16 protein-coding genes and 1 riboswitch are annotated in these 22,301 nt (G+C 69.9%); of the genes, 12 read left to right on the top strand and 4 right to left on the bottom strand.

Annotated elements, in window-relative coordinates; all coding sequences use genetic code 11:
- Nucleotides 1-59: 59 nt before the first annotated feature.
- Nucleotides 60-281 (bottom strand): histidine phosphatase family protein, encoded by a 222-nt coding sequence (locus ACLQ24_RS09045; RefSeq protein ID WP_425890381.1) that lies wholly within the window; start codon nt 279-281, stop codon nt 60-62.
- Between the two features lie 191 nt (nt 282-472).
- Nucleotides 473-687, top strand: a riboswitch (cobalamin riboswitch).
- A gap of 192 nt (nt 688-879) precedes the next feature.
- Between ACLQ24_RS09045 and ACLQ24_RS09050 the strand changes: the two genes are divergently transcribed.
- Together ACLQ24_RS09050 and ACLQ24_RS09055 are read left to right on the top strand one after the other, a co-directional pair.
- A complete protein-coding gene (locus ACLQ24_RS09050; protein ID WP_425890382.1) occupies nt 880-3,207 on the top strand; it encodes a ribonucleoside-diphosphate reductase subunit alpha in 2,328 nt (775 codons plus the stop codon).
- A gap of 50 nt (nt 3,208-3,257) precedes the next feature.
- Nucleotides 3,258-4,253, top strand: a complete 996-nt coding sequence (locus ACLQ24_RS09055) for a ribonucleotide-diphosphate reductase subunit beta (RefSeq protein WP_425890383.1) — start codon at nt 3,258-3,260, stop codon at nt 4,251-4,253.
- A gap of 147 nt (nt 4,254-4,400) precedes the next feature.
- Here ACLQ24_RS09055 and ACLQ24_RS09060 read toward each other — a convergent pair whose 3' ends face one another.
- Together ACLQ24_RS09060 and ACLQ24_RS09065 are read right to left on the bottom strand one after the other, a co-directional pair.
- On the bottom strand, nt 4,401-6,221 hold the full coding sequence (locus ACLQ24_RS09060) for a family 43 glycosylhydrolase (RefSeq protein ID WP_425890351.1): 1,821 nt from the start codon (nt 6,219-6,221) through the stop codon (nt 4,401-4,403).
- Nucleotides 6,222-6,646: 425 nt separating this feature from the next.
- Nucleotides 6,647-7,417, bottom strand: coding sequence for a FadR/GntR family transcriptional regulator (locus ACLQ24_RS09065; RefSeq protein WP_425890353.1), 771 nt, complete (start codon nt 7,415-7,417; stop codon nt 6,647-6,649).
- 151 nt (nt 7,418-7,568) lie between these two features.
- Here ACLQ24_RS09065 and ACLQ24_RS09070 point away from each other — a divergent pair, with 151 nt between their 5' ends.
- The 8 genes from ACLQ24_RS09070 to ACLQ24_RS09105 all read left to right on the top strand — a co-directional run bounded on the left by ACLQ24_RS09070 (nt 7,569) and on the right by ACLQ24_RS09105 (nt 15,652).
- Nucleotides 7,569-8,837: an ABC transporter substrate-binding protein gene (locus ACLQ24_RS09070; RefSeq protein ID WP_425890355.1), complete on the top strand. Its 1,269-nt coding sequence runs from the start codon at nt 7,569-7,571 to the stop codon at nt 8,835-8,837.
- Nucleotides 8,838-8,841: 4 nt separating this feature from the next.
- Nucleotides 8,842-9,822 (top strand): carbohydrate ABC transporter permease, encoded by a 981-nt coding sequence (locus tag ACLQ24_RS09075; RefSeq protein WP_425890357.1) that lies wholly within the window; start codon nt 8,842-8,844, stop codon nt 9,820-9,822.
- The gene (locus ACLQ24_RS09080) at nt 9,822-10,649 is read left to right on the top strand and encodes a carbohydrate ABC transporter permease (RefSeq protein ID WP_425890358.1); all 828 of its coding nucleotides are present in this window, start codon (nt 9,822-9,824) and stop codon (nt 10,647-10,649) included. Before ACLQ24_RS09075 ends, ACLQ24_RS09080 begins: the two co-directional genes overlap by 1 nt.
- A 1-nt stretch (nt 10,650) precedes the next feature.
- Nucleotides 10,651-11,931 (top strand): mandelate racemase/muconate lactonizing enzyme family protein, encoded by a 1,281-nt coding sequence (locus tag ACLQ24_RS09085; RefSeq protein ID WP_425890359.1) that lies wholly within the window; start codon nt 10,651-10,653, stop codon nt 11,929-11,931.
- 91 nt (nt 11,932-12,022) lie between these two features.
- A complete protein-coding gene (locus ACLQ24_RS09090) occupies nt 12,023-13,051 on the top strand; it encodes a zinc-dependent alcohol dehydrogenase (protein WP_425890361.1) in 1,029 nt (342 codons plus the stop codon).
- Nucleotides 13,048-13,809 carry an SDR family NAD(P)-dependent oxidoreductase gene (locus ACLQ24_RS09095; protein WP_425890363.1) on the top strand — a complete coding sequence of 254 codons (762 nt, stop codon included), beginning with the start codon at nt 13,048-13,050 and terminating at the stop codon, nt 13,807-13,809. The genes ACLQ24_RS09090 and ACLQ24_RS09095 overlap by 4 nt, the downstream gene beginning before the upstream one ends.
- Nucleotides 13,806-14,684 carry an amidohydrolase family protein gene (locus ACLQ24_RS09100; RefSeq protein ID WP_425890365.1) on the top strand — a complete coding sequence of 293 codons (879 nt, stop codon included), beginning with the start codon at nt 13,806-13,808 and terminating at the stop codon, nt 14,682-14,684. Before ACLQ24_RS09095 ends, ACLQ24_RS09100 begins: the two co-directional genes overlap by 4 nt.
- The gene (locus ACLQ24_RS09105; protein ID WP_425890367.1) at nt 14,681-15,652 is read left to right on the top strand and encodes an aldo/keto reductase; all 972 of its coding nucleotides are present in this window, start codon (nt 14,681-14,683) and stop codon (nt 15,650-15,652) included. The genes ACLQ24_RS09100 and ACLQ24_RS09105 overlap by 4 nt, the downstream gene beginning before the upstream one ends.
- 87 nt (nt 15,653-15,739) lie before the next feature.
- Here the strand turns inward: ACLQ24_RS09105 and ACLQ24_RS09110 are convergent, their stop codons facing one another.
- Nucleotides 15,740-19,294, bottom strand: a complete 3,555-nt coding sequence (locus tag ACLQ24_RS09110) for a ThuA domain-containing protein (RefSeq protein WP_425890368.1) — start codon at nt 19,292-19,294, stop codon at nt 15,740-15,742.
- A 523-nt stretch (nt 19,295-19,817) separates the two neighbouring features.
- On the opposite strand from ACLQ24_RS09110, the gene ACLQ24_RS09115 reads away from it, so the two are divergent.
- Complete coding sequence (locus tag ACLQ24_RS09115) at nt 19,818-21,329, top strand: sugar ABC transporter ATP-binding protein (protein WP_425890370.1); 1,512 nt, start codon at nt 19,818-19,820, stop codon at nt 21,327-21,329.
- Nucleotides 21,326-22,300: an ABC transporter permease gene (locus tag ACLQ24_RS09120; RefSeq protein ID WP_425890372.1), complete on the top strand. Its 975-nt coding sequence runs from the start codon at nt 21,326-21,328 to the stop codon at nt 22,298-22,300. Before ACLQ24_RS09115 ends, ACLQ24_RS09120 begins: the two co-directional genes overlap by 4 nt.
- The last annotated feature ends 1 nt before the right edge of the window (nt 22,301 follow it).

Consider the following 22,301-nt stretch of genomic DNA (forward strand, 5'->3'; position numbering starts at 1 on the left):
GGTCCGTCCTTGCCGCCCCGAATCTGGGGCAGCTCTACAGGAGCCGTGGTCGACCCTCGTCACCCGCTCACGGCAGACGGGGGCGCGCTCAGCCGGAGCTGCCATCGTCGGCCATGGGGCGGGCCGATGAGAACGGCCTCGCCCCCGTGCGGCGCGGCGTCCGGCGCGGTCAGCCACTCGCGCAGCGCGTCGGGCCGTGTCGCGGCGATCTCCTGAAGGGCCCGGCCGGTCCACTCGCCGTAGTCGCAGTCGGCCAGCGCCGCCTCCACGACGGGCGTCAGGCCGAGGGCGTACGCGGGCCTGCCGCAGGGCGGCGAAGAGCAGGCCGATCCCGGTCCACAGCACCGTCCGGGTGCCGAGCGAGGCGAGCCGGACCGTGACGAACGTGGGTGTGGTGCCGGTGCCGGTCAGTGGCGGACGCGACACGCCCGGGCCCGACATGTGGGGTGTGACAAACGTGGTCGGCCCTATATATGGTGTCGAGGCAGCTGGTTCGGCCACTCGTCGCGAGTGGTCGAGGCAAGAGGGAACCCGGTGTGAACCCGGGACTGCCCCGCAGCGGTGAGTGGGAACGACCGCCGTCATCAGCACTGGGCCACCGGCCTGGGAAGCGACGGCCAGTAGGTGACCGGGCAGGCCCGGTCGCGCCCGCGAGTCCGAAGACCTGCCAGCGCGCCGCGTACCCGAACTCCGGGTGCGCGGTGGTCCGAGGCCGCGTGGGACGGCCGACGCCTCCTGACGCACGCCGCGCGGCGTGGCGTCCGACGGTGTCTGCCTCCTCGTGTCCGAAGGCCGCGAAGCTCTCGAACTCGCGAGGAGCAAGTGGTGACAGTCACCGAGGTGGTCCCGGTCAGCGGCGACACCCCGCGGCGGATTCCGATGTGGGTCCGCAAACGCGACGGCGGCACCGAGGCCGTGGACGTACACACGATCGTCCGCTCGGTCGAGCGGTGGGCCGACAACCTGCCCGACGTCGACCCGCTGCGGGTGGCGACCCGCACGATCAGCGGCCTCTTCGACGGCGCGACAACCGCCGAGTTGGTCCGGCTGACCATCCAGACGGCAGCCGAGATGATCGGCACGGAGCCGCAGTACTCACGCCTCGCCGCCCGGCTGCTGGCGAGCGACGTCGCGCGGGAGGTCAGCCGGCAGGGCATCGCCTCGTTCAGCGCGGCGATCCGGGCCGGCCACGCCGAGGGCCTGATCGGTGACGACACCGCCGCGTTCGTCGCCGCGCACGCCCGCACGTTCGACGACGCCGTCGACGCCGACGGTGACCGCCGGTTCGAGTACTTCGGCCTGCGCACGGTCTACGACCGGTACCTGCTGCGCCACCCCAGGACCCGGCTGGTGCTGGAGACCCCGCAGTACTGGCTGCTGCGGGTGGCCTGCGGCCTGTCGCGGAGGCCCGACGAGGCGGTCGACTTCTACCGGCTGATGTCCAGCCTCGCCTATCTGCCCAGTTCACCGACGTTGTTCAACTCCGGCACCCGGCACACGCAGATGTCCTCGTGCTACCTCGTGGACTCGCCGCGCGACGAGCTGGACTCGATCTACGCGCGTTACGCCCAGGTCGCCAACCTGTCCAAGTTCGCCGGCGGCATCGGCATCGCGTACTCCCGGGTCCGGTCCCGGGGCGCGCTGATCCGCGGCACCAACGGGCAGTCCAACGGGATCGTGCCGTGGTTGCGCACACTGGACGCGAGCGTCGCGGCGGTCAACCAGGGCGGCCGACGAAAGGGCGCGGCGTGCGTCTACCTGGAGCCGTGGCACCCGGACATCGAGGAGTTCCTCCAGCTCCGGGCCAACACGGGCGAGGACGCCCGGCGTACCCACAACCTCAACCTGGCCAACTGGATCCCGGACGAGTTCATGCGCCGGGTCGAGGCGGACGAGATGTGGTCGCTGTTCGACCCCGACGAGGTGCCCGAACTGCCGGACCTGTGGGGGGAACGGTTCGATGCCGCGTACCGGGCAGCCGAGGCGCAGGGTCGCTACGTGCGGCAGATGCCGGCGCGTGAGCTGTACGGAAAGATGATGCGGACCCTGGCCCAGACCGGCAACGGCTGGATGACCTTCAAGGACGCGGCCAACCGGCTGTGCAACCAGACGGCCGAGCCGGGCAACGTGGTGCACCTCTCCAATCTCTGCACCGAGATCATCGAGGTGTCCAGCGACGCCGAGACCGCCGTGTGCAATCTCGGCTCGGTGAACGTCGCCGCCCACCTGACCGACCACGGCATCGACTGGGAACGGCTGCGCGCCACGGTCCGTACCGCCGTGACGTTCCTCGACCGGGTCATCGACATCAACTACTACCCGACTCCGCAGGCGGCGGCGAGCAACCCCCGCTGGCGGCCGGTCGGGCTCGGATTGATGGGGTTGCAGGACGTCTTCTTCGCGCTGCGGCTGCCGTTCGACGCGCCGGCCGCTCGGGAGCTGTCCACGCGGATCAGCGAGGAGCTGTACCTCACCGCGCTGGAGACCTCCGCCGACCTGGCCCGGCGGTTCGGCGCACACCCGGCGTTCGCGCAGACCCGGGCCGCGCGGGGGGACATGCAACCCGACCTGTGGGGCATCGAGGGTACGCAGACCGCGCGCTGGACCGCGCTGCGCCAGCAGGTGCGGGAGGACGGGCTGCGCAACTCGCTGCTGGTGGCAGTCGCGCCCACCGCGACGATCGCCTCGATCGCCGGCTGCTACGAGTGCGTCGAGCCGCAGGTGTCCAACCTGTTCAAGCGCGAGACGCTGTCGGGGGAGTTCCTCCAGGTCAACACCGCTCTCGTACGCGAGTTGAAGGCCCGTGGTCTGTGGACCGAGCAGATTCGCTCGGCGATCAAGCGGGCCGATGGCTCGGTGCAGTCCGTCGTGGAGCTGCCGGCCGACGTGCGGGAACTGTTCCGCACCGCGTGGGAGTTGCCGCAGCGCGCGTTGATCGACCTGGCCGCCGCCCGCGCGCCGTTCGTCGACCAGTCCCAGTCGTTGAACCTGTTCCTGGCCTCGCCCACCATCGGCAAGCTCTCCTCGATGTACCTGTACGCCTGGAAGACCGGCCTGAAGACGACCTACTACCTGCGGTCACGGCCGGCCACGCGCATCCAGCAGGCCACCGTCAGCGCGGTGACGCCCCTCGCTCCCGTCGCTGTCGACGCCGAGGCGCTGGCCTGCTCGCTGGAGAACCCGGAGTCCTGCGAGGCGTGCCAGTGACCGTCGCCGACACCACTACCGACAGCTCCACCGACGCGAGGACCACGCACATGCTGCTCGACCCCGGGATGGACCTGACTCTCCGTCCGATGCGCTATCCGCACTTCTTCGACCGGTTCCGGGACGCCATCCGCAACACGTGGACGGTGGAGGAGGTCGACCTGCACGCCGACCTCGCCGACCTGGACCGGCTGTCGCCGGCCGAGCGGCACCTGGTCAGCCGCCTCGTCGCGTTCTTCGCCACCGGCGACACGATCGTCGCGAACAACCTCGTGCTCAACCTGTACCAGCACGTCAACAGCCCCGAGGGCCGGCTCTACCTGTCGCGGCAGCTGTTCGAGGAGGCCGTACACGTCCAGTTCTACCTCAACCTGCTCGACACGTACGTGCCCGACGAGACCGAGCGGTTCGCGGCCTTCGCCGCCATCGAGAACATCCCGTCGATCCGTCGCAAGGCCGAGTTCTGCTTCCGGTGGATCGACTCCCTGCACGAGTTGCGGGAGCTGCGCACCCGCGACGACCGGCGGGCGTTCCTGCTCAACCTGATCTGCTTCGCCGCCTGCATCGAGGGGCTGTTCTTCTACGGCGCGTTCGCGTACGTCTACTTCCTGCGCTCGCGTGGTCTGCTGCACGGTCTGGCGTCCGGGACCAACTGGGTGTTCCGCGACGAGTCCATGCACATGGCGTTCGCGTTCGACGTCGTCGACGCCGTACGCGCCGAGGAGCCCGACCTGTTCGACGACGACCTCGTCGAACAGGTCAGCCGGATGCTCACCGAGGCCGTCGAGTGTGAGGTCCAGTTCGCCGAGGACCTGGTGGGTCAGGGCGTGCCCGGTCTCACCCTCGCGGACATGCGGGAGTACCTCCAGCACGTCGCCGACCGCCGTCTCGCCCAGCTCGGGATCGCACCGCACTACGGATCGGCCAATCCGTTCGCCTTCATGGAGTTGCAGGACGTGCAGGAGCTGTCCAACTTCTTCGAGCGGCGGGTGTCGGCGTACCAGGTCGGGGTGACCGGCACGGTCGCCTTCGACGACGACTTCTAGGACCCCCACCCCACCCCCGCCCCACCCCGTCGAGCATGAGGTTGTTGCTCCCTATCGGCGTTCGGGGGCATCAACTTCATGATCGACGTCGGCGGCGGACGGGGTGTGGGGGTGGGGTGGGGGTGTTCTTGGGGGGTGGGACGGTGGTCAGGCGGGGGTGCAGGTCGGGGTGGTGGCCGGGGGACTGGTCGAGGTGGTGGAGCTGAGGTAGCCAGCGGTGGTCGACGTGCCCGGCGCGAGCTGACCGTTGTAGCTGGCGTTCGCGACGGTCACCTGGCTTCCTGAGGCGGTGAGAGTGCCGTTCCACACCTGGGACACCGTCTGTCCATTGGCGATTGTCCAGGTGACCCGCCACCCGTTGAGCGTGGAAGACCCGGAGTTGGTGACCGTCAGCCGTCCCTCGAACCCGCCCTGCCAGGTGTTCACCACGGTGTTGGTGACCCCGCAGGCCGGCCCACCCGGGCCCGTCGGCGTCTGGGTCGGCGTGGTCGTGGGAGTGGGCGTCGGGGTCGGCGTGGGCGTCGGGGTGGTCGTGGGCGTCGGGGTGGGCGTGGGGGTCGGTGTCGGCGTGGTGTCGTTGGCCTGGAACTGCCACCAGTTGAGGTTGAACAGGGTCCCGGTGCCGCCGGTGAACCGCAGGTACAGGTCCTGGGTGCCGGTGGCGCCCGAGATCGGGCAGGAGACGGTCTGCCAGGCCTGCCACCCGCCGGTGCCGGGCACCGCGCAGCTGCCCACCCGGGTGCCGGTGGGGCTACCGAGGCGCAGTTCGATGGTGCCGCCGGACGTGGCTGAGGCGGTCCGCGCGGAGAAGGACGTCGCGCCCGTACCGAAGCCGACGCCCTTGACCTTGATGTAGTCCCCGTTCTCGATCCACCCGACGTTCATGCCGCCCTCGCTGGCCGGCTCGGTCTCGATGCCGGAGCCCCAGGCGATGGTCTCGGCCTCCTGCCGCACGTACGGGTTCAGCGTGCCGATCTGGGGCGCGCCCGTCGTGGTCATGTTGATCGTCGGGATGGTGCCGTTGGTGTTGTACGTGAACTTCTCCACGGCCACCGAGCGGGTGTAACCGCTGCCGCCGGGCAGTGCGCCGTTGTGGTAGAAGAAGTACGAGCCGCCGTTGAAGTCGATGACCCCGGGGTGGTTGGTGAAGCTCGCGCCCTGGCGGGGCATGACCGTTCCGCGGTAGGTCCAGGGGCCGGTCGGGCCGGTCGCGGTCGAGTAACCGATGAACTCGGAGCAGCACTCCGCCGCGAACACGTTGTAGTAGATGCCGTTGCGCTTGTAGACCCACGGACCCTCCTCGTAGAGGGTGGGCCGGCCCGCGTTGCCCGTGCGGGTGCCGAACCCGGCGGTGGTGAGCGGGATCTTGGTGGCGCTGCCGCTGTAGGAGATCATGTCCGCGTTCAGCCGGACGTACCACAGGTTCGGGTTGCCCCAGTACAGGTACGCCTGGCCGTCGTCGTCGATGAAGACCGTGGGGTCGATCTCGCCGTTGCCCACCAGGGGACGGCCGATGGCGTCCCGGAACGGCCCGGTGGGGCTGTCGGCGACCGCGACGCCGATGGCCATCGAGTTGGTCGCCCGGGCGGTGACCGGTACGTACCAGTAGAACTTGCCGTTGCGGGCGACGACCTGCCCGGCCCACGCGTTGGCGCTCGCCCAGCTGAAGGTGGCGACGCTCAGGGGGGAGCCGTGGTCGGTCCAGTTGACCATGTCGGCCGACGACCACACCCGCCAGTCCTTCATGGTGAAGTACGAGGAGCCGTCCTCGTCGTGCCCGGTGTAGAGGTAGACCCGTCCGTTGTGGACCAGGGGCGCCGGGTCGGCGGCGTAGATGTGCTGGACGATGGGGTTGTCCGCGCGGGCGGCCGTGGCCGGCATCAGCGTCGAGACGAGCAGCAGGTTCGTGAGCCAGGCGAGGCCGCGCCGGAGCCGGGTCTTGGTCCGTGGTGGCGGTGTGGGGTGCATCGGTACCTCCAGGGTGGGTCACGACGGGCGGGGCGCGGCTCGCCGCGTGCGCTGGCGGCGTGTCGCCTGTCGTCGCGTGTGGCGTGTCGCGTGTCGCGTGTCGTTCGGGCGGCCGCGGCGGTGCCGCGAGCACGGCAGGAGGGAATTGGTCGTCCACCGTGGCTCCTGCGTGCGGCGGCCCGCCGCTGTCGACGGCGGTGGTCAACGTCCCTGCGGGAGGCCCGGACACCCACCAGCGGGCGTTGGTCATGCACTGCCCAATCGATCCCGGCGGATCGGTTGGAGCGGTGAAGCGTGCCCTTCGCCTCTGCGGCCCGAGGGTAGTCTGTTATCGCTAACATTCTCAAGCGATGGATGGACCTGGATTTTTCGCCGGCGTCACGGACGGGTCGGCGCAGGGTCGTACGCAGCGGTCGACAGGGCGGTCAGCGCTGTAGCCGGGTCGGGCTTCCCGGTCCGCTGCGACGCACGAGCCACGCCTCCGTGATGTGCGTGAACATCGCCTGCGCGGCCCCCTCGGGGTCGTGGGCGGCGATGCGTTCGTAGATGCGTCGGTGCCCCTGGTTCGACGCCACGCACATGGCCCGCTCGGGCTGGCCCATGTACCGCGCGGTGTTGACGACCTGGCTCTCCAGGGACCGGACGACGCCCCTGGCGATGCGGTTTCCGGACGCCTGCATGACCGTGTCGTGGAAGGCGCGGTCGTGCTCCTGGTAGGTGACGTGGTCGTCCACCAGCTCGTCCATGCGGTCCACCAGGGCGCGCAGCCGGTCGATCGTCTCCCCGTCGGCGAGTCGGGCGGCCACGTTGGCCATGTCGGACTCCAGCACCCGCCGGGTGACCACCAGGTCGTCCAGTATCGCCAGGGTGTCGTCCTCGGCGATGGTCGCCGTGAGGACGAGTTCGTCGAGCATGTCCCACGCCGAGGGCGGGGTGACAAGCGTTCCGCTGCCCTGGCGGACCTGCACGAGCCCCTTCTCCTGCAGGATCTTCACTGCTTCCCGGATGACCGTCCGGCTCACCGAGAAGGTCTCGCAGAGCACCGGCTCGGGGGGTAGCGGCGTGCCCGGGGGATGCGCTCCCTGGACGATACGGGTCACCAACTCGGCGGTGATCGCCTGAGCCAGATTCGTCGGGCGACGCGTCCAGGTCTGCGCCGCCGCGCCGTTGACGGCCGACCGGTTCGATGTCGTCACCTTCACCTCCGCGTAGCCGCGGGAGCGGGCCCACGAGTCCGCCCCAGTGTACGGGCAACCGTTGACGTCAGACGTCATACGAGTTACGTTCTCGTCAATCTTGCATCGACGGCCGGTCCCTCGGCCACTCCCCATCCGAAGGTGAGCAACGATGAAGCAACGAGCAGTGTGGTCCGCGGTCCTCGTTGCAGGGCTGGCCCTGACAGGCTGTGGAAGCGCGACAGGTTCGGGTTCATCGTCCGGAGGCTCGGACAAGAAGCTGGTCGTCTGGGACTGGAAGTCCGGCGAGGCCAGCTCCGCCCAGTACGTGGAGAAGGCGAAGGCCGACTTCGCCAAGAACCACAAGGACGTCAAGGTCGAATTCGTCGCCCAGCCGTTCGAGGAGTACTACACGCTGTTGGGCGCGGCCATCCAGTCGGGCAAGGGACCGGACGTCATCCTGTTCAACGGTGGCGGCCAGATCCGCGACCGGGTGGACTCGCTCCAGCCGCTGGACGAGTACGTCGGCGAGGACCGGCAGCGGCTGGCCGGCTGGGAGGCGTTCGCGAAGGGCGGCAAGACCTACGCCGCTCCGGTGACGTTGCAGGGCCACCCGATCTACTACAACAAGACGCTCTACGAGAAGGCCGGCCTCGACCCGGCGAAGCCCGCCACGACGTGGCAGGAGTTCGTCGCCAACTGCGGTGCCATCACCAAGGCGAGCGGCGCCAAGTGCTTCGCCCTCGGCAACAAGGAGGGCTACGGCATCCAGTTCTTCCTGTCGGCGATGGCGTCGGGCGTCCTGACCCCGCAGGAGTACGACAACTGGATCGCCGGCAAGCGCGACTGGGACTCGCCCAACGTGAAGCGGATCTTCGAGCTGTGGAAGGAGACCGGCACCGCGAAGCTGAACAACGACGGGGCGAACTCCACCGCCATGTTCAACGACGCGTTCGCCGTCTTCCAGTCCGGCAAGGCCGCCCACATGATCGGGCTCATGTCGGACATCGGGCACTGGAAGGACTTCAGCGAGTTCATCGCGCCGGACAAGCTCGGCGTGATGATGGCCCCGGCGGTGACCAGCGGCGTGACCCCGAGCCTGCCGTACGACGGTGGCATCGGGTACGCGGTCGCCAAGTGGACCAAGGACCCGAAGGTGGCCGCCGACCTGGTGCGCTCGTTGACCTCCACCGAGGCGCTGAAGGCGTTCTACGCCAACGCGGGCGCGATCACCGCGGACACGACCATCGACGTGTCGGCGAGCGGGCCGGCCGTCACCACGATCGTCTCCGCGCTCAAGACCGGCAAGCCGGCGCCGCACGTGGCGCTCTCCTCGAAGTCGCTCGACCTGATGGGCCGCCTCTCGCAGCAGTTGCTCAGCGGCTCGATCAGCGTGGACGAGGTCGTGAAGCAGATGGCCGCCTCGGACACGGCGGGCTGATCTCGTGACGATCGGCAAGTCGCTCCCGTCGGTCCGCTCGGCTTCGGCCGGACGGGCCGGCGGGGTCCCGCCCTCCGCACCGCCGCCGCGCAACCGCGCCGTCTCCCGGCGCGCCGCCGGCGGCCGCCGTGCCGAGCAACTGGCGCCCTTCGTGCTGGTCGCCCCGGCCGTCCTGATCCTCGTGCTGCTGCGGCTGTGGCCGCTGGCGCTCGGTGTCAACTTCTCCTTCACCGGCGACGGCGACCGCGACGGGGCGATGGTCGGGTTCGACAACTACGTCGACCTGCTCCACGATCCGCTGTTCCAGCAGGCGCTGCGCAACGTGGGGCTGCTGGTGCTGCTCCTGCCGGTGGCGGTGGCCATTCCTGGTCTACTCGCCACGTTCATCTACCTGCGCGTACCGGGGCACCGGTTCTACCGCAGCGTCTACTTCTTCCCGGCCGTGCTGTCCCCGGTCATCGTCGGCGCGATCTTCAACCTACTGCTGTCGTTTGATGGTCCTGTCAACGTTGTCCTGTCCACGGTGGGCATCGGACCGGTGGACTGGCTCGGTGATCCGGATGTCGCCATGTTCGCGGTCGTCGGCGTACACGTGTGGGCGACCTTCGGAATGGCCCTGGTCGTCTTCCTCGCGGGCTTCGCGACCCTGGACGCCGCCCTGCTGGACGCCGCACGGGTGGACGGCGCGTCCCTGGCCCAGGTGATCTGGCACGTGATCATTCCCAGCCTGTCCCGCACCATCCAGTTCGTCTTCGTGACCACGATGATCGGGATGCTGACGTCCATGTTCGGCCTGCTCTATGTCATGACCAGTGGCGGTCCGGAGGGCTCGACGTACCTTCCGGAGTACTACATCTGGATCCAGCAGGGGCGGATGAACCGTCCGGCGCTCGCGTCGGCAGCGTCCACCGTCCTGTTCATCATCATGCTCGTCGTCGGGCTCCTGCAGCTCAAGCTGCTCCGACGGGCGGGAAGGGAGGACTGATGTCCCGCGTCCGACTGGGCAGATGGTTGCTCGTGATCCCGATGGGGCTCCTCGCGTTCGCGACGATCTACCCCCTGCTGTTCACGGCGAACGTCGCCATGAAGACCCGCCGAGAGTACATTCTCGACCGGTTCTCGCTGGCGGACTCCCTGCGCTTCGAGAACATCACCACGGCGTGGACCAGCGTCGGCATGGGCCGGTACGCCGTCAACTCGATCCTCGTGGTGGGCTGCGCGGTGTTCCTGCTGCTGCTGTTCGGGTCGATGGCCGGCTTCGCGCTGAGCCAACTGCGCTTCCGGGGCTCGACGGCGCTGTTCATCGGCTGCCTCGCGGCGCTCTTCATCCCCTTTCAGGTGATCATGGTGCCGATGGCCCGGATCATGGCGGACAGTGGTCTGGTCGACACGTACCCGGGGCTGATCCTCGCGTACGTCGCGCAGTTCCTGCCCTTCACGGTCTTCCTGATGACCAGCTACTACCGCACCATCCCGACGGAGATCGTCGACGCGGCCCGGATCGACGGCAACAGCGTGTACGGCGTCTACCGGCGGATCATGCTGCCGCTGGGTGCTCCGGCGCTGCTGTCGGTCGGCATCCTCAACACGCTGTTCTGCTGGAACGACGTGCTCATCTCGCTGCTGCTGATGCCGTCGGCCGACCACCGGACCCTCATGGTCGGGGTGACCTCGCTGCGGGGCCAGTACTCCGAGGACATTCCCACCTTCGCCTCCGGGGTGCTCATCGCCGCGATTCCCGTCCTGGCGGTCTACCTGTTCCTTCAGCGCCAGATCGCCGACGGCGTCGCCGCTGGTTCCACGAAAGGCTGACATGCGCATCACCGGGTATCGAACCCTGAAGACGATCCAGGAGTGGGGCCGACCCGTCGGCGACGCCAACGGCGTGTTCCCCGACGGCGTCACCACGGTGCCGATCACCGTCGTCGAGACCGACGAGGGGATCAACGGCATCGGCCTGGGGCCGCACGTGGAGATCGACAAGATCTTCCCGGCCATCGAGGGGGAAGATCCCCGCGCGGTGTCCACCCTGTACGACCGGATGCTGCGGCAGACGTTCAAGGCCGGCCACGGCGGCCTGGTGTTCGGAACGATCGGTGCGCTGGATACCGCCCTGTGGGACATCAAGGCCCAGTTGGCCGGTGAACCGCTGTGGCGGCTGCTCGGCGGCCGGGACCGCCGCGTTCCCGCGTACGCCTCCGGTCTCGACATCGGGCTGACCGACGACGAGCTGGTCGCGGAGTACGAGGTCTATGCCGGGTACGGCCTGCGGGCCGCCAAACTCAAGGGCGGCCTCGACATCGAGCGGGACCGGCATCGGCTGGGCCTCGTCCGGGAGGTCCTGACCGAGGCCGGTCACGGTCGACGACCCGGTCTGATGCTCGACGTCAACGAGGCGTGGTCGCGCAAGCAGGCCGTACGCCACGTGGCCGAGCTGGAACGCACCCTCGATCTCATCTGGATCGAGGAGCCGGTTCGCCGCTGGGACGCCGAGGGCCTGGCGGCCGTCGGCCGGGGCGTACGGGCCTCGATCGCCACCGGCGAGAACCTCACCGGGCTGGAGCAGTACCGGCCGCTGATCGCGGCGGGCGCGGTGGACATCGTGCAGACGGCCGCCGTCTGGGGGGTCACCCACTTCCTGCGGGTGGCGGCCCTGGCCCACGCCCACGATCTGCCGGTCAGCCCCATCGGCAACATCCCGGTCGGGCTCCTGCACGCCGCGACCTCGGTGCCGAACCACCTGGTCAGCGAGTTGCAGGATCTACGACCTCCGGTGGGTATCGGCCTCGACCTGCACATCGAGGACGGCGCGTTCGTCCTCGGTGACAGCCCGGGCCTGGGCGTCCGGGTGGACGAGGTGGCGATCGCGGCGGTCGGACACCACCCGGACGGGCCGGCCGCCGACAGCCCGAACGTCCGTCCGGAGCGGGCGGGCAACCGCCTCCTGGCCGTCGCCGAGCCCCCGGCCACCGCCGTACCGGTCGGGGTCGAGGCCCTGCTCGTCGACGCGGTCGGCTCCCCGAACGACGTGGCGCCCTGCGGCACTGAGCCGGTACGGGCCGACTCCACCACTGGACCACGATTGGTCGGATGATTACCGTGTCCGTGGCGCCGACACCGCGGACGCGGCTCCGGCCCCCTGTCACCCGCACCGTACGTACCAACCACGTCGAGACGGAGCAGCAGTGAAGGCAGTTGTCTACCAGGGAGCACGTGACCTCCGGATCGAGGATCGCGCCCCGGAACCGCCGGGCCCCGGCCAGGTGCGGATCGCGGTGGCGTACACCGGGATCTGCGGTACGGACCTGCACATCTTCCACGGCGACATGGATGCCCGCGTGGGCGCGTCGGCGGTCCTGGGGCACGAGATGTCGGGACGCGTCGCCGCGGTCGGCGACGGCGTGACCGGCCTGCGGGTCGGACAGGCCGTCACGGTGATGCCGACCCGCGCCTGCGGGCGGTGCCCGGCGTGCCGTCGTGGCCACTCGCACGTCTGTCACGCCATGGACTTCCTCGGCATCGACTCGCCCGGCGCGATGCAGTCGTCCTGGACGGTGCCGGCCGACCTGGTGCTGCCGCTCCCCGACGCCCTGCCGTTGGACCAGGCCGCGCTCGTCGAGCCGGTCGCGGTGGCGGTGCACGACGTCGGCCGGGCACAGGTGGCGTCCGGAGAGCACGTGGTCGTCGTCGGCGGCGGTCCGGTGGGCGTCCTCATCGCGGCCGTCGCCCGCGAGCGCGGGGCACAGGTCCTGCTCGTCGAACCGGACGGCTTCCGGCGCGGAGTCGCGTCGGGCATCGGCATCGAGGCCGTCGACCCGGGGCCGACCGACGTGGTAGCGCTGGTCAACGAGCGGACCGACGGCGCGGGCGCGGACGTCGCGTTCGAGGTGTCCGGGTCCGCCGCCGGCGTCGGCACGGCCGTGGACGTGCTGACCACCCGGGGCCGGCTGGTGATGGTGGCGATCCACCCGCAGCCACGTCCGGTGAACCTGCACCGCTTCTTCTGGCGGGAACTGGAGTTGCTGGGCGCGCGGCTGTACCAGCGCGAGGACGTCGTCGAGGCGATCCGGCTGGTGGCGGCCGGCGTCATCCCGGCCCAGGAGCTGATCTCCCGGGTGCTCCCGGTGGAGGGCGTCACGGACGCGTTCACGGCCCTGGAGTCCGGCGGCGGTGTCATGAAGGTGCTGCTCGACTGGCGGGAGGAGGCGCGATGAGCGCCCTGTTCGACCTGAGTGGGCGTACGGCCCTGGTGACCGGCGCCCGGCGGGGGATCGGCCTGGCGATGGCCGAGGCCCTGGCGTTGGCCGGTGCGGACGTCATCGGGGTGTCGGCGCAGTTGGAGCCGGAGGGCAGTGAGGTCCAGCGGCGCGTCCAGGCGGCCGGTCGCCGGTTCACCGGCATCCGGACGGACCTGGGCGACCGGGCCGCGGTGTACCGACTGGCCGAGGAGGCCGAGGCGGTGGCGCCGGTGGACATCCTGGTGAACAACGGTGGCACGATCGCTCGTGCGCCGGCCGTGGAGCACCCCGACGAGATGTGGGACCGGGTGGTACAGGTGAATCTGTCCAGCCAGTTCGTGCTGAGCCGGGAGATCGGTCGGCGGATGGTCGACCGTGGCCGAGGTAAGATCATTTTCACCGCGTCGCTGCTGAGCTTCCAGGGCGGCATCAACGTCGCGAGCTACACCGCAGCGAAGTCGGGCCTCGCCGGGCTGACCCGCGCCCTGTCCAACGAGTGGGCCGGACGCGGGGTGAACGTCAACGCGATCGCGCCCGGGTACATCGCCACCGACAACACTCAGGCGCTCCGCGACGACCCCGCGCGTAACGACGCCATCCTGGGCCGAATCCCGGCCGGCCGGTGGGGACGCGCCGACGACCTGGCAGGCGCGACCGTGTTCCTGGCCGCCGCCGCCTCGGACTACGTGCACGGCACCGTCCTGCCCGTCGACGGCGGTTGGTTGGGCCGATGACCGGGGCCACGCCGGCCGGGCGTCCCGGCATCGTCGACGCGCACCACCACCTCTGGGTCCGTGCGCGGCACCCGCAGCCCTGGATCGATCCGGACACGATGGCGGCGATCGACAACGACTTCACCCCGGCGGATCTCGCCCCGGTGGCGCGGGCCGCCGGCGTCACCGAGACCGTCGTCGTGCAGTCCATCGCCTCCGTGGCGGAGACGGAACACCTGCTGGGCATCGCCGCCGCCGACCCCCTCATCGGCGGAGTCGTCGGCTGGGTCAACCTCACCGCCGACGACATCGACGAGCGCCTCGACCGGCTCCGCGCCGCCCGTGGAGGGGAGCGGCTGGTCGCCATCCGCCACCTGGTCCAGTCCGAGCCCGACCCGGCGTACCTCGACCGGCGCGACGTTAGGCGGGGCATCGCGGCGGTCGGCGTCGCCGGCCTCGCCTACGATCTGCTGGTCCGCGACCACCAGCTCCCGGTGGCCACCCGGCTCGTCCGGGACCTGCCCGAGGTGTCGTTCGTCCTGGACCATCTCGGCAAGCCGTCGCTCGGCAGGGGTGACCTCGGCGACTGGCCCGCCGACCTGCGGGCGCTCGCCGCCGAGGAGAACGTCACCGCGAAGCTCTCCGGGCTGGTGACCGAGGTGGACGGTCCGTCCTGGTCGGCGGTCGACCTGCGCCCGGCGGTCGACCACGCGCTCGACGCGTTCGGACCGCACCGGCTCATGTTCGGCTCCGACTGGCCGGTGTGCCTGCTCGCCAGCTCGTACATCCGGTGGGTGGGCGTGCTCGGCGAGCTGCTGGAACCGCTCGGTGACGGGGAACAGGCGGCGATCTGGCGGGAAACCGCCGTCCGCGCGTACCGGTTGGGGGAACCGTGACGGGCCGCGCGTTGCCCCGGCGGCCGGCGGTGCGCCTCACCACGCTGGGCTTCGGCGCCGCACAGGGCGGCAACCTGTACCGGGCGACGTCGGACGACGAGTTCGCCGCCGCCGTCGACGCCGCGTGGGACGCCGGCATCCGCTACTTCGACACCGCACCGCACTACGGTCTCGGCCTGTCCGAGCGGCGGCTGGGCGCCGCGCTGCGGTCCCGGCCCCGCGCCGAGTACGTGGTGTCGACGAAGGTCGGGCGGCTGCTCGTACCGTCGCCGGAGAGCGCGCGGGACCGCGATCCGGAGGGGTTCGACGTGCCGGCCGACCACCGGCGGGTCTGGGACTTCAGCCGAGACGGCGTGCTCCGGTCGTTGGAGGCCAGCCTGGAACGCACCGGTCTGGACCGCGTGGACGTGGTGTACCTGCACGACCCGGACGACCACTGGGAGCAGGCGGCGACCGAGGCGGTACCCGCACTGGTCGAGCTGCGCGACCAGGGGGTCGTCGGCGCGATCGGGGCCGGCATGAACCAGTCGGCGATGCTGGCCCGGTTCGTCCAGGAGACCGACATCGACGTGGTGATGTGCGCCGGTCGCTACACCCTCCTCGAACAGGGCGCGCTCGACGACCTGCTGCCGGCCGCGCAGGCCGCGGGGGTCGGCGTGGTGATCGCGGGCGTCTACAACTCGGGTCTGCTGGCGCGCGACCAACCGCCGGTCGACGCGACCTACAACTACGAGCAGGCGCCGCCGGAGGTGATCGAGCGGGCCCGGCGGGTCGCGGCGGTCTGTCAGGAGCACGGAGTCACGCTGCCCCAGGCTGCGCTGGCGTTCGTCCGCCGGCATCCGGTCGTGGTCTCGACGGTGGTCGGCCTGCGCGACGAGGCCCAGGTGACCGAGACGCTGCGCCGCCTCGACGTGGACGTCCCGGGGCAGCTCTGGGCGGCGCTGCGCGACGCCGGCCTGCTCGGCTGACGCGCACGCCGCTGAAAAGCCGGAGCGCCGGTCACCCGTCGTCAGGAGCGGGTGGCCGGCGCTCTGTTTGGCGCTACGGTCCGGCGGTCAGACCGCGGTGAACCGCCACTGCTGGTTGGCGGCGCTGTGGCAGCCCCACTGCAGCAGACGGGCCCCGTCGGCGGTCGAGGCACCGTTGACGTCCAGGCAGAGCCCGCTCAGCGCGCTCTTGACCGTGTAGATCCCGGTGGTGCCGGTCGACGTCACGGTGAACTTCTGTTGGTTGGAGTTGTTGCAGGTGCTGTGTTGTAGGAAGGCGCCCTGTGCGGTGGAGCCTCCGGTGACGTCGAGGCACTTACCGCTGTGCACCGCCTTGAGGTAGACGGCCCCGTTGCCGGCATCCACCGCCTGCCACTTCTGGTTGTTGCCCCCGGTGGCCGCCCACTGCACGACCTGGGCGCTGTCGGCGGTGGAGGCGCCGCTGACGTCCATCAGCTTGCCGCTGTGCTGGGCCGTCAGGGTCCAGGTCTTCCCGGCCACGCCGGTACCGCTGTCGCTGCCGGGAACCCCCACGCCGTTACCGCCGAAGGTGAACGCGTCGAGGTCGAACCAGTTGGACGAGCTGCCCTTGAACACCATGTAGAGCGTGTGCGTCCCGGACAGGGCCGCGACACTCACCGCCGCCGTGGACTGGTAGTTGTCCCAGCCGCCGGTGCTGGGCACCGACGTCGTGGCCAGCAGGGTGCCGGTCGGCGAGTCGGCCCGCAGCTCGATGGAGCCTCCACCGCTGGGCGACGACAGCCGGTAGCTCACGGTGCTGATGCCCGACAGGCTCATCGGGTTGAACGCCACCCAGTCGTTGTTGGCGATGTCGCCGACACGCTTACCGCTCTCCGCCGCGCTCTGGTCGACGACCCGGACGCCGGACTGGCTGCTGAAATATTCGGCCTGCTTGTGCTTGGGCTGCAGGATCGCCTGCGCGTAGCCGGTCAGCGGCGAGCCGCCACCCGCGCCACCGTCGTCGGTGTAGCGGGCGTTGAGCACGTAGTACAGGTTCGCGCCCTCGGGGTGTCCACCGAGCAGGTCGGTGGAGATGGTGCCCGAACAGCCCGGGTACTCGGTGGTCTCGTGCGCGTGGTCGTCGTGGCCGAGGGCCGGGTTGACGAACACCTTGGTGCAGTCGATGGCCGCGCCGCCAGGGTCGGAGACGCTGACCGTGTACGAGACCTTGTCGCCGAAGTTCAGCATGCCGCCGTTGGGCGGCAGGTTGATGGTGACCACCGGGGCGGTGTTGCCGACGGTGATCTGTACGTTGGCGAAGCCGGTCTTGCCGGTGTTGTCGGTGACCTTCAGCTGTGCGGTGTAGTCGCCGTTGGCCGTGTAGGTGTGCGCCGGGTTGGCCGCCGTGGACGTGCCGCCGTCACCGAAGGTCCACTGGTAGCTCAGGGTGTTGCCGGGGTCGGGGTCGGTCGTGCCGGTGCTGCTGAACTGGACGGTCAGCGGGGCGCTGCCGCTGGTCGGCGTGCCGACGGCCTTCGCGATCGGCGACCGGCCGCCCTGGATGTAGTCGATCCGGTAGAGCCCGGAGTCGTTGTTGCCGCCGCCGAAGTTCGAGCCCCACTCGAGCAGGTACAGCGAGCCGTCGGGGCCGAACTCCATGTCCATCGGCTTGTTGAAGTTGCCGTCGGGCAGGAACGGGTTGGTCCGGGTGACCGCCGTCGAGGAGTCGAAGTGCACCTCCTTGACGTAGTTGCGGGCCCACTCGTAGAAGAAGTGCACGCCGTCGTAGTACGGGGGGAACTTCGTCGCCGACGGGTTGTTCGCGTTGTACCGGTACACCGGACCGCCCATCGGCGCCGACCCGCCGGAGCCCAGCTCGGGGAAGGTCGTCGAGGCCGGGTAGCCGTACCAGATGTTCGGCGCGACGACCGGCTTGAGGTTGACCAGGCCGGTGTTGTTGGGCGAGTTGTTGACCGGCGCGCTGCAGTTGAACTTCGACCCGACCACGCCGGTGTCCGGGTTGAACGGCGCGTACGGCTGGTTGTTGCCGTGGCAGAACGGCCAGCCGTAGTTACCGGCGGCTTTGATCACGTTCAGCTCGACGAGACCCTCCGGGCCGCGGTTGGTGGTCGGCGGGTTGCGGTCGGGGCCGTAGTCGGCCAGGTAGACCCAGCCGGTGGCGGGGTCGATCGAGAAGCGGAACGGGTTGCGGAAGCCCATCGCGTAGACCTCGGGTCGGGTCTGCGCGGTGCCCTGGGGGTAGAGGTTGCCCGTCGGGATGGTGTAGCCGCCGCTGGCCGAGGGCGTGATACGCAGCAGCTTGCCTCGCAGGTCGTTGGTGTTGCCGGCGGAGCGGGCGGCGTCCAGGTTGGACTTTCCCGAACGCCAGTCCAGCGGGGCGTACCCCTGCCAGTTGGGGTCGAGGTTGGGTGGCGTGTCGTCGCCGGTGCCGATGAAGAGGTTGCCGTCCGGACCGAACTCGATGTAGCCGCCGGTGTGCCCGGGCTCGGCGAAGGTCCGGTCCCGGTACGCGGGGATGTCGATGATCCGCGCCTCGGTAGACAGGTTGAGCGTGTCACCGGAGAGCGTGTAGCGGGACACCCGGTTGACGTCGGTCGAGCTGCTCGCCGGCGAGTGGTACAGGTAGACGTACCCGTTGCTGGCGAACGCCGGGTCTATCGCGACGCCGGTCAAACCGTCCTCGCCGCCGGTGTAGACGCTCAGCGTCGCGGCCGTGACGGTGCTGTTGGTGCTCGGCTTGAAGATCTTGACCTGGCCGCCGCGCTGGACGTACAGCACACGTCCGTCGGGCAGCACGGCCAGCGCCATCGGGTCGGCGGTGTTGTCGTCGAGCGTGCGCTTCTCGAAGTTGCCCCAGACGGTGCCGCCGCAGTCGCCGGGCAGGTTGCCGGCGGCCCACTTGATGCCTCCCAGGACGTGGTTGCGGAAGTAGGTCTCGCTGTACGACTCGATGGCGTGGCCCATCGCGGTGGCCCACACCCGTCCACCGCCGGTGTTGCGGCACCACGAGATCGGGTGGTCCGGGCCCATCGCCCGCGAGCCCGGGTTGTAGGTGCGCTCGTCGGCGGTCACCAGGACGTGCACGTTGCCGCGCGGGTTGGAGTCGAAGTTGTACCACTCCTCGCTGCGGCTCCAACGGTCCGGCAGGCCAACGGTCGACGGGTGCTGCTTGTCGGCGACGATGGCCGTGCCGGCCAGCACGCCGGGGGAGTGCTCGGGCATGTGGGCGCCGCCGTTCATCATCTGGTCCCACCACGGGTACTCAGAGTCGATGCCCATGTCGGTGGCGTTGTGCACGCCCACGATGCCCTTGCCGCTGGCGAGGTAGCCCTCGATGGCCTGCCGCTGCGAGGCCGAGGTCCAGACCATGCCGGAGGTCTGGAGCATGATGACGACGTCGAAGGTGGCGAGGTTGGCGGGCGTGAAGACGCTCGCGTCCTCGGTCTGCACCACCTCGAAGTTGTTCGCGGCAGCCTGCTGCTGGATCATCGAGATCCCGGCGGGGATCGAGTCGTGCCGGTAGCCGGTGGTCTTGGTGAACAACAGGGCGCGGAAGGCCGGGGCGGCCGACGCCGGCGGGGCCAGGCCGAGGGCCAGTAACAGGCCGACGATCATTCCGATGATCATTGTGGGGCGACGCATGTCGTCTCCTAGGTCTGGGCGGGCAACTCCGGTTGCGGGCACGGGCCGACAGCGCGTCAGGTCGTGCCTGGGCGCGCGGAGGCCACGAGTGTGCTGGTCGCGGTCGTCGTGCCGTCCGCCGAAACGGCAGTCAGCCCCGCTGGATGTCACACAGCGTGATGTGGGCTGTGATCTCGTCCATGGTCTGCGAGGTCAGGATGAGCCATCCATCGATGACTGTCAATAAAACGTACAGCGTCGGATGTTACCCCTCGGTAGGAGCGGTCGGGCCTGACTCGTCCGTGCCGACACTCGCGCCGATCGAGTGCCGTGCCTGGTAGTAGTCGCAGATCGAGGATTGCGGACCCGCATCCAAACATCTATCTTCATACGTGTGATGTTTCCTCGATGTCAAGGAAATGTTTGCACGATAAAAACGCAAGTTCTGCGGCAGCCTGCGAAAGTGCGTCGCTCAGCGCGTCGAACGGCCTACCGGCCGCTGTGCTGACCCCGTCGTTGACTACTATCTGTAAGGGCTATCGGGATGTCAGATCCACCATCGGCACCGCTGCTGGCCCTGCGGGGCATTGGCAAGTCCTTCCTCGGTGTACGTGTGCTCGACGGCGTCGACCTCGACGTCGCGCCGGGTGAGGTGCACGCCGTCGTCGGTGAGAACGGCGCCGGGAAGTCGACGCTCATGAAGATCGTCTCGGGTGGGTACGCCCCGGACGAGGGCGTCATCGAGTTCGCCGGTCAACAGCGCTCGTTCCACCGCCCCCGCGACGCGCAGCGGGCCGGCATCGGCATCATCCACCAGGAGTTCAACCTGCTGCCCGAGCGCACCGTCGCGGAGAACGTCTACCTGGGGCACGAACCGGTCCGGCGCGGGCTGGTCGACCGCCGCGAGATGTTCGATCGCACCCGGGAACTCCTCGCCTCGATCGGCGAGACCGCCCTGCCGGCCGACGCCCGGGTCGGGCGGCTGGGCGTCGCACAGCAGCAGGTCGTCGAGATCGCCAAGGCGCTTGCCCTGGATGCGCGACTGCTCATCATGGACGAGCCGACCGCGGCGCTGGCGGACCAGGAGGTCGAGCTGCTCTACGGGCTGGTGCGCCGGCTCCAGGAACGCGGCATCGGGCTGCTGTACGTCTCGCACCGGCTCACCGAGGTCTTCGACCTGTCCAGCCGGATCACGGTCCTCAAGGACGGTCGCCGGGTGACCACCGTGGACACCGCGCAGACGAACGCCGACGAGCTGGTGCGGCACATGGTCGGCCGCGAGCTGTCCAGCTACTACCCCGAGCGGGCCGGCCCCGACGACCGCAAAGCGGTACGCCTCACCGTCCGCGGCGGGGGGAACCGCAAGCTGCGTGGGGTGGACCTCGAGTTGCGCGCCGGCGAGGTGCTCGGCGTCGGCGGTCTGCAGGGTTCCGGACGATCCGCGCTGGCCCGTGCCCTCTTCGGCGTGGCGCCGTTCACGACCGGCGACGTCGAGCTCGACGGCAGACCGGTGCGGCTGCGCTCACCGCGCGCCGCGATGCGGGCCGGCGTCGCGTACGTCACCGAGGACCGCAAGGGTGAGGGCATCGTGGCCCGGCAGTCGGTGCTCGACAACGCGCTGCTCGCCAGCCGGGCCGTCTTCGCGGCGCGGTTCGGCCGGGCGGCCCGCGCCGCACGGGTACGCGAGCTGCTCGCCGCCGTGGAGGTCCGCGCCGCCGGCGACGACCAGGAGATCCGGTTCCTCTCCGGCGGCAACCAGCAGAAGGTCGTCCTGGCCCGGTGGCTCGCGCTGAAACCACGGATTCTGATCTTCGACGAGCCGACCCGGGGCATCGACGTGGGTGCGAAGTCCGCCATCCACGATCTGGTCCGCCGCCTCGCCAGCGACGGCGCGGCCGTCCTGATGATCTCGTCGGAGCTGCCCGAGCTGCTCGGCATGAGCGACCGGATCGTCGTCCTGCGTGACGGTCGGATCGCGGGCGAGCTGCCCGCGGGCGCGACCGAGGAGGACGTCGTCGCCCTGGCGGTCGGCACCGTCCGGGAGATGATCCCGTGACCGCCCTGTCGCTGCGCCCGGCCCGCCGCGCCGTGCCGGGTGTGTACGTGGCTCTGGCCCTCACCCTCGTCGTCGGCTGGCTGATCGTCATGCTCGACGGCGGTCAGCTCTTCAACCAATCGACGACGGTGAGTCTGCTGCACGTCGCCGCCGGCCTCGGGCTCGTCGCCGTCGGGCAGACCCTGGTCATCCTCGGCGGCTCGCTGGACCTCTCCGTGGCGTACGTGATCAGCCTGAGTACCCTGGTGGCGGCCGAGGCGATGAACGGCAGCGACGGCGCCCTGCTGCCGGCGATCGGACTCGCGCTCGCGGTCAGCGCCGCCGTCGGGCTGCTCAACGGGATCCTCGTCACCAAGCTGCGGATCAACGCGTTCATCGCGACCCTCGGCGTCGGACTGCTGCTCAAGGGCTACCTCGACAACGGTTACGACGGCCCGGCCGGCGAGAGTGCCCCCGCGCTCGTGCGGACTCTCGGATACCAGCGGATCGGTCCGGTGCCGGTGTCCTTCCTGCTGCTGCTCGCCGTGACCGCGGCGGCCTGGTTCGCGCTCTCGTGCACCCGGTTCGGCCACCACCTGGTCGCCGTCGGCGGTGATCCGGAGGTCGCCCGGCTCTCCGGCGTCCGCAACGACCGGGTCCTCGTCACGGCTCACGTGCTGTGTTCCCTGTGTGCCGGCCTGGTCGGGGTCTACCTGGCCAGTCGACTCGGCTCCGGGGCCCCACGGGTGGGCACCGAGGGGCTCTACGACCTGGAGTCGATCGCCGCGGTGGTCCTCGGCGGCACCGCCCTCGCGGGTGGGCGCGGGGGTGTCCTCGGCACGATCGGCGGCGTGCTGCTGCTCGCCAGCATCGACGCGGTCTTCAACCAGCTCGAAGTCGACGCGTTCTTCAAGCAGGTGATCCGCGGCGTGATCATCATCGCCGCGGTCGCCGTCTACGCCCGACGGGCCATGCGAAAGGCGGGGTCCTGAC

Source organism: Micromonospora sp. DT4 (assembly GCF_049841675.1).
Classification (GTDB): Bacteria; Actinomycetota; Actinomycetes; order Mycobacteriales; family Micromonosporaceae; genus Micromonospora.